The 6572-nt window shown below is 72.5% G+C and carries 4 protein-coding genes and 3 pseudogenes; 1 reads left to right on the forward strand and 6 read right to left on the reverse strand.

Going from position 1 to position 6572, the window contains the following annotated elements:
* From I53_RS27655 to I53_RS27680, 6 genes and pseudogenes are all read right to left on the reverse strand, one after another.
* Positions 1 to 301 (reverse strand): annotated as a pseudogene (locus tag I53_RS27655) (ABC transporter permease); the annotation flags it as partial.
* Positions 302 to 305: 4 nt separating this feature from the next.
* Positions 306 to 1359 (reverse strand): annotated as a pseudogene (locus tag I53_RS27660) (ABC transporter substrate-binding protein).
* Positions 1360 to 1820: 461 nt separating this feature from the next.
* A complete protein-coding gene (locus I53_RS27665) occupies positions 1821 to 2366 on the reverse strand; it encodes a GNAT family N-acetyltransferase (protein WP_043357043.1) in 546 nt (181 codons plus the stop codon).
* A 22-nt stretch (positions 2367 to 2388) separates the two neighbouring features.
* Positions 2389 to 3282 carry an NAD(+)/NADH kinase gene (locus I53_RS27670; RefSeq protein ID WP_043357045.1) on the reverse strand — a complete coding sequence of 298 codons (894 nt, stop codon included), beginning with the start codon at positions 3280 to 3282 and terminating at the stop codon, positions 2389 to 2391.
* A gap of 11 nt (positions 3283 to 3293) precedes the next feature.
* Positions 3294 to 4280 carry an SPFH domain-containing protein gene (locus tag I53_RS27675; RefSeq protein WP_043357047.1) on the reverse strand — a complete coding sequence of 329 codons (987 nt, stop codon included), beginning with the start codon at positions 4278 to 4280 and terminating at the stop codon, positions 3294 to 3296.
* Between the two features lie 10 nt (positions 4281 to 4290).
* Entirely contained in the window at positions 4291 to 5022 is a 732-nt protein-coding gene (locus I53_RS27680; protein ID WP_043357049.1) for an NUDIX domain-containing protein, read from the reverse strand.
* Between the two features lie 251 nt (positions 5023 to 5273).
* On the opposite strand from I53_RS27680, the pseudogene I53_RS27685 reads away from it, so the two are divergent.
* Positions 5274 to 6572, forward strand: a pseudogene (locus I53_RS27685) (VIT domain-containing protein); the annotation flags it as partial.

A 6572-nucleotide genomic window follows, 5' to 3' on the forward strand; every position in this document is an offset into this window, starting at 1 on the left:
TGGCGGGGCTCGGACCGGCATTCATGCCGGTGCCGATCTGCCAGCGCTGGGCGGTGTTGAAGAACCGGGCCTGCTCGGCGAGGTTGCCGAGGAAGATGTGCGGCGGCGGCAGCAGCTTGGCATCGGCGATGCCGAGCGCCCAGAGCAGCTCCCAGAGGCCGGCGAAGCAGCCGACGGAGACCAGCATCCAGCCGATCCGGCGGAGCAGGGGGACGAGCCCGTCGGGCAGCGCGAGGCGCTGACCGAAGGGCACGCGCGGCCGGATGTGCGGGACGGCGGCGCGGGCGAGATCGACGGCCATCCGCTCAGGCCGACTTTAGCTTGAGCTTGCCGTAGAGATCCGGGTTCTCGGCGATGACCTGCTCCAGCAGGGTCCAGTCGATCGCGTCGCGGCCGGGCTTCTTCTTGATGTAGCCCATCTCGGCGACGGAATCGGTCCGGTCGAGGATGAACTGCGTCTGGTTGCGGGCGTCCACCACCGAGGGCTGCCGGCCCATGGCGAGCTGGGCGTTGCTCATCGAGGTCTTGTAGTAGGAGCCGACGAGCTTGTTCAGGGCGGCCTGGGGATCGCCCTCGGCCAGGGCCTGGGCCTTCATCATGCCCTTGATCAGCGCCTTCACGGCGGCCGGGTTCTTGGCGATCAGCTCATTGCGGACCGCCAGCACGCAGTCGGTGTAGCCCTTGCCGTAGATGTCGGTGCCGTCGGAGAGCTTCACGGCGCCCTTCACGTCGGTGAGGAGCGCGGTGCCGTAGGGCTCGATGGTCGAGATGATGTCCAGCGCCCCGGCGCGGGAACGCCTCCACGGCCTCCGGGGTCGAGCCCATGTAGCGGACCGTGATGTCCTTGAAGGCGACGCCGTTCTTCTTCAGCCAGTCGTAGGGCAGCACCTCCAGCGTATCGAGCTGGAAGGTGCCGAGCGTCTTGCCCTTGAGCTTCTCCGGGCTGTCGAGGCCGGGCTGGGCGACCAGCACGCAGCCCTCGATGCCGCCGCCGGCCACGATCTTCACGGGGGCCCCCGCGTCGTAGAGCGCCATGAAGCTCGTGTAGGGCATCACGCCGGCATCGACCTGCCCCATGCCGAGGAAGGTGACCTGATCCGAGAAGGTCGGCGTGTTGACGAAGTCGATGGTCAGGCCGTCATCCTTGGCGAGCTGCATCGCCTCGGCGAGGAAGAAGTTCAGGTTGCAGAAGCCGGTGCCGTGGGTCGCGCGGATGCCGGTGGCCGCCGCGGCCGGGCCGGTCAGGCCCGGACCCACCGCCAGGGTCAGCGCGGCGGCGGTCCCGCCGAGGAAGCGCCTGCGGCTGGGCTTGAACCGCGTGAAATCCGGGACGCGATAATCGCCGTGACGGTCGCACATATCGACTCTCCTCAGAGGGCGGATCGTGCGATCCGCCGGACGGCGCGTGCCGGTGCTGAAACGGAGGGATCGGAGCTCGGGACAGGCTCAAGGCAGTCGCGGAGATCCGGTCGCCCGGCACCTCACCACATCGACGGCACGCCAACCTCTAGCCGCCGCCGGGGCGACGCTGCGCTGGTGAAGACGAACCAAGAAGCGTGCCAGATGCAGGGACCGACCGTATTGGCGGCGCGCCTTGCCCGTCGCCGCTGTCGAAGAACTGCACCGCCGTCATTGCGAGCGGAGCGAAGCAATCCAGCAGCGCCAGGCCTCCGAACGTCGCGCTGCCCTGGGTCACTTCGCTGCGCTCGTGATGACGGACACCGTCTTCGCGCCGTGATTCGACCGGTCCGACGCCCGCGAAAGCAGCTGAATGCCGCCGGCGTATTCAGCCGGGGTCTTTGGACAGTGCCGGACCGGCCTCAGCCGCGCGCGGAGCGCTCTGCCCATTCCCGGCGCAGGATGGCGTACTGCATCGTGTTCTCGAGGATCGGGGTGCCCTGATCGTCGTCCACGAAGGTGACGAACTCGCGGAACAGGCCCTCGAGGCGCATTCCCAGCGTCGCGCACAGGCGGTGCGAGGCGGCGTTGTCCTCCTCGACATAGGCGTAGAGGCGCCGCGCCTGCCGCTCGGAGAACAGGTGCCCGAACAGAGCGGCCGCGGCCTCATGGGCGTAGCCCGCGCCGCCATACGTGGCGTTGAAGTTCCAGCCGACCGAGAAGGTGTCGGGCGGTTCTGGGAGGCAGAACAGGTCGCCGATCAGCCGGCCGGACGCGGTCAGGCACACGGCCACGTGCTCGTCGTCGCTGGCGCGCCGCCCGGCCTCCGCCTCCGCGTCCGCCGGCGTATCGAGGCGGCTGCTCAAGAAGCAGCGTGCCCGCGGCCGGTGCAGGTAGGCGAACAGGTCGGCGGCGTCGTCCGGCCTGAAGCGCCGCAGGATGAGGCGGTCGGTCCGGATGGCGATCATCGGGCTCCCGGTCGGCGCCGCCCTACGCGGCCACGAGGTTGAAGGTGCGGTCGGCCGGCGCCAGGCTCACCCGCCGCCCCCAGTCGAAGGCGACGAAATCCTGCTCGATCCCGTCCGAGAACACCACGCCGCCCTCGTTCATCCGCGACACCACCGTGAGGGGCGATCCGGCGAACTTGCCGCCGCGCAGGTCGGTGCCGGTGGCGACGCTCGGGAACGGCTCGCGGACCCAGTAGCCGAAGGCCGCCTCCTCGATGCCCACCGCAACGGTGAGGTGCGTCGCCTCGCTGATCGAGCGCGCCCAGCCGGTCAGGCCGGTGCCCGAGGCCACGATCAGCCCGCTCGACGAGTGGTCCTCCGCCCGCGCCCCGTCGTCGATGCGGTAGCGCGCGGATTGGTGGCTGCGGTGGCCGACGAAGATCTCGTTCAGGGCGAGCAGCCGCTCGCCGCCGTCGAAGGTCGCCTGCACCATGGTGCGCCGCTGCAGGGGCGCGGCGCCGGCCGCGCTGGCGGGCAGCAGGGCACGCAGGGCCTCGACCCGAGCCCGGGCCAGCACGCCGTCGTAGAGGTCGGGCGCCGGGTTGACGCCGACCACCGGCTGCCCGTCGAGGTATTTGGCGACGTTGGCCACGAGCCCGTCCTGCCCCACGGCCACGACCACGTCCTCTGGGGCGAAGAGGAAGCGGTCGAGGTCGGGGCGCCGCACCAGGGCCTGCCGCCAGTCCAGGGGCACGGCGGACCGCGCCTCGGCGAGCACGGCCTGGAACTGGGCGTGGCGCGCCTCGACCTCCGCGAGCGTCTGGCCCCGGCTCTCCAGGAAGAACCGGACCTGGCCGCGGGTCGCGTGCCGGGCGATGAGCAGCTCGTAATCCGTGTCGCGGATCACGAAGACGACCCGGGGGGTGATGGCCGGCATGGCGGGCCTCCTCAGCGCGGCGCGAGCCGCGCGGGCAATGCGCCGCGGAACTCCCCGAGGACGGCCGCCAGCAGGTCGGGCGTGACGTTGACGTGCTCGATGGTCTCCAGCTTGCCGGCGAGTTCCCGGGCCGCCAGACCGAGCAGGACGGCGGGCGGCATGTCCCGGTAGATTGCGGCGCGGCGCTGCTCCGCCTCGGCCCGGGCCCCCTCGACGAGCCGGATCCGCTCGGCCTCCGCGGCGGCCTCCAGGCCGCGGGCCTCCGCGACGCCGGCGGCGCGGTCGCGGGCGTTCTCGGCTTCTTGCGCGATCAGCACGGTCTCGCGCCGGGCCAGCTCGGTCTTCGTCGCGAGCTCGTTCTCCGCGATGGCGCGCTCTTTCTCGACCGCCAGGGCGCGCCGGGCGAAGGTCGCCTCGTCGGCCTTCTGCTGCAGGGCCTCGAAGGTCGGCGTCTGCAGGGCGCGCTCCAGCTCGCTCGTCGGCGCGAGGTTGGTGAGCCGCACCGCCACGGCCGCGATGCCGATCTCGGCCAGCGCCGGGGCGGCGAAGAGCACCCGTTCCAGAACGGCGCGCAGCGGCTCCGGCCCCGCGTCGAGGAGGGCGCCGATCGGGCTCGCCCCGAGATATTGCAGCACCGCCTGACCGGCGATGCCGCCGAGGCGCGCCTCGATCCGCTCGATCGGCTCGCCCTGCAGGCTCCCGGTGCGGAGGTCGATCGAGAAGTCGACCCGGCTCGCCAGCAGCTCGGGATCGACGACGTGCCAGCCGATCGTCCCCTGGACCACGACGGTCTGGAAGTCCCGGCTGCGGCCGCGGACGAACAGGGTCATCTCGCGGTCGTCCACCGGCACCTCGCTGATGCTGGCGGTCTCGGGCCGGAACCAGAAGACCAGCCCCCGCCCGCTCTGCCGGACCCGGCCGTTGCGGAAGCGGATGATGTGGCTGCTCGCCTCGCTCCGAAGCTGGGCGATCACACCGATGTTGCGGACCGTGGCCATGATGGTCTCCTCAAAACTGACCCGACCTGTCGAAGCGGAAGAGTTCGGCGGGGCGGAACGCCGTCCCGGCCTCGCGGGCGCCCGTCGGCGCGATCCAGCCCCGGTCGCGCATGCGGCGGCGGAAGGCGGATTTGTTGAGGGGCGCGCCGCGGATCGCCGCGTGCACGTCCTGGAGCTGGCGGAGGGTGAAGTGCTCCGGGAGCAGCGCGAAGCCGACATCCGTGTAGTCGAGCTTGCCGCGCAGCCGCTTCACGGCGAGCGCCAGGATGTCGGCGTGGTCGAAGGCGAGGGCGAGGGGGGCGCCGTCCTCCGTGACGGCCGAGACCGGGCCGCCGGCCTCGCCCGCCCAGGGCACGACCAGCGTCGCCGCCGTCAGCGCGGCGCCGCCCGCCAGGGCCTCGGCGAAGGCCGCCTCCGGCAGCAGCGCCAGATAGGCGACCGAGACGATGCGCATCCGCGGATCCCGGTCCACGGCACCGAAGGTGTAGAGCTGCTCGAGCCGCGCCCGCCCGATCCCGGCCTTGTCGCGCAGGACGCGCTCCGCGGCGGCGTCGAGGGTTTCGGCGATGCCCACGAATCCGCCCGGCAGGACCCAGAGGCCCGCCTGCGGCTGCTGGCTCCGCCGCAGCAGGAGAGCGGCGAGCCGCCCCGCCCGGATCCCCAGCAGGACGAGATCCACCGCCAGGGCGGGCCGCTCGTAGGCCGCAGGATCGTAGCCTGCCAGGAACTCGGATTCGATCATCGCTCGATTTCTACTCAGGTTGAGCATAACTAAGACGCAGGTTGCGCATATGTCAAGGCGGCGGCGGATCCGTCAGGACGCGCCGCCGGGCGCACAGCTCCGCACCGGCTCCGCACAGATCCGCCGCGGCGCGGCCGGCGGGTGCGGGCCGAGCCTGGAAAAGGGCGAAGCTTCTCGTGGCGGCGGAGGGGCGGGCGCGGGAGCTTCAGCGGCGAGCCGGCCTCGATCCGCCGGCGCAGGAGGTTTCCCCGATGCCGTTCTTCGCTCCACGATCCGCGGTCGAGCCCCCCCGCAACGCCGCGTTGTCACCGCTCTTCCTCGCGCTGCTGGCGCTCCTCATCATGCTCGCCTCGGCCCACGCGGCGCCGGGGCCCGGCGCGGGGCGGCCTGATGCTGCGCGGGCCGGCCGGCGCCGCGCCGGCCGAGGCCGTCCAGCTCGCCACCGACATCAGCGTCGATGTCAGCGGCCCGACCGCCCGGGCCACCGTCACCCAGGCCTTCCGCAACACCACGGCGGACTGGGTCGAGGGCACCTACGTGTACCCGCTGCCGGAGGACGCGGCCGTCGACGGGATGAAGCTCGTCGTCGGCTCCCGTGTGATCGTGGCCGACATCCGCGAGCGGGCGGCGGCCAAGCGCGCCTACGAGGCCGCGAAGGCGGCCGGGCAGTCGGCGGCCCTGACCGCGCAGGAGCGGCCCAACATCTTCACCAACGCGGTCGCCAATATCGGCCCCGGCGAGACGGTGGTGGTCCAGATCACCTATCAGCAGACGATCCCCGTCTCCGGCGAGACGCGGACGCTGCGCTTGCCGCTGGTCGTCGCGCCCCGCTACACTCCCGCCCCCGCCGCGGTGAACGCGGTCTCCCTCGACGGCGTGGCCGAAGCGGCCCGCGACCCGGTTCCGGATCGCGCCCGGATCAGCCCGCCGGTGCTCGACCCGGTCCTGTCCCCGCCGACCAACCCGGTCGCCGTCACCGTGCGGCTCCAGGCGGGCTTCGCAGTCGGCGCCGTCCGCAGCGCCACCCACGCGATCCGCGTGACCGAGACCGGCCCGGAGGCGCGCACCGTCACGCTGGCCGACGGCGTCGTGCCGGCCGACCGCGACCTCGAGCTGACCTGGGAGCCCGCTCCGAGCCGGGTGCCCGGCCTCGGCCTGTTCCGCGAGACCGTGGCCGGCCGGACCTACCTGCTGGCCGCCGTGAACCCGCCGGCGCTCGAGCCCGACGCGGCCACCCGGCCGGCGCGCGACGTCACCTTCGTGATCGACAATTCCGGCTCGATGTCCGGCGCCTCGATGCGGCAGGCCAAGGCCGGGCTGCTGGCCGGCCTCGCGCGTCTGACGCCGCAGGACCGCTTCAACGTCATCCGCTTCGACGACACCTGGGACGCGCTGCATCCCGAGCCGGTCCCGGCGACGCGGGCGGCCCTGGCGGAAGCCGAGCGCTTCGTCGCCGCCCTGGAGGCCCGCGGCGGCACCGAGATGCTGGCGCCGCTCAAGGCGGCCCTGGCCGATCCCCATCTGGAGGACGGGCGCGTGCGCCAGGTCGT

The organism is Methylobacterium sp. B1 (assembly GCF_000333255.1).
Lineage (GTDB): Bacteria > Pseudomonadota > Alphaproteobacteria > Rhizobiales > Beijerinckiaceae > Methylobacterium > Methylobacterium fujisawaense.